1 protein-coding gene is annotated in these 1096 nt (G+C 29.7%); it reads right to left on the reverse strand.

Going from position 1 to position 1096, the window contains the following annotated elements; translation table 11 throughout:
* Window positions 1-85 precede the first annotated feature (85 nt).
* Window positions 86-1096, reverse strand: a 1011-nt coding sequence (gene aroB / locus FPG59_RS16260; protein WP_140344731.1) for a 3-dehydroquinate synthase, incomplete at its 5' end; no start/stop codon positions are given.

A 1096-nucleotide genomic window follows, 5' to 3' on the forward strand; every position in this document is an offset into this window, starting at 1 on the left:
ACTTGAATTTGTTTCGACTTTTTTTCATTGGTGCAAATGTAAAAAATAATATATACGTGATGCAATCCTTTTTTATAAAAAATATTTAGTTTTTATAATCTTGGAATGCCTGAAGAATCATTTCATTTTCAACCAATTGATTTATTTTGATTTTACCAATTCCTTCGATTAAGGCAAATTGTATCTCTCCAAATTCATTTTTCTTGTCATGAACTAGTAATTCAAGTATAGGATCTATGTCTTTTTGATCAAATACTATATCCTCGTAAATGTGTTTAATGCACGCTTTTATTTGAGAATATTCGTCTTCTTTCAGTAGCCCTTTTTGCCATGAAAGATAACTTTCTAATATCATACCAGCTGCTATTGCCTCTCCATGTAGAAGTGTTTTTTTAGAATCGTTTTCCAGAAAATAGCTTTCAATAGCATGGCCTAATGTATGTCCAAAATTAAGCGATTTTCTAATATTATTTTCTGTAGGGTCTTGCATTACAATTTCATTTTTGATTTCTACAGATCGATATATGAGTTTGTCAAAGTCAGCAAAATCAAATGCATCAAGATCGGTAAATGTTTTCCAATAACTTGCATCATAAATTAAGCCATGTTTAAGCATTTCTGCAAGACCAGAACGCATTTCGTTTTGTGGTACGGTTTCTAAGTATTGTGTATCTATCAATACCATTTTAGGAACATTAATAACACCAATTTGGTTTTTGAGATTTCCAAGATCAACACCGTTTTTACCACCTACAGAAGCATCAACCATAGCCAAAAGAGTGGTAGGGATGTGGATAAATTCAATACCTCTTTTAAAAGTAGATGCAATAAAGCCTCCTAAATCTGTAACAACGCCACCTCCTAGATTTAGAACTAGTGATTTTCTATCGGCTTTTAATTCTGTTAAAACATTCCAAATTTGAACACATGTTTCAATATTTTTATTTTCCTCTCCAGATTCAAATTCTATAATTTCAATTGTTAAATCAGTTTCTAAATTTGATAGAAAAATTGGTAAACAGTGTTCATTTGTATGATTATCTACAATAATAAAAATATTAGAAAATTTATTATTACTAATATATTCATTAAGCGC

Origin of the sequence: Flavobacterium sp. FPG59, assembly GCF_002150205.1 — a bacterium.
Classification (GTDB): domain Bacteria; phylum Bacteroidota; class Bacteroidia; order Flavobacteriales; family Flavobacteriaceae; genus Flavobacterium.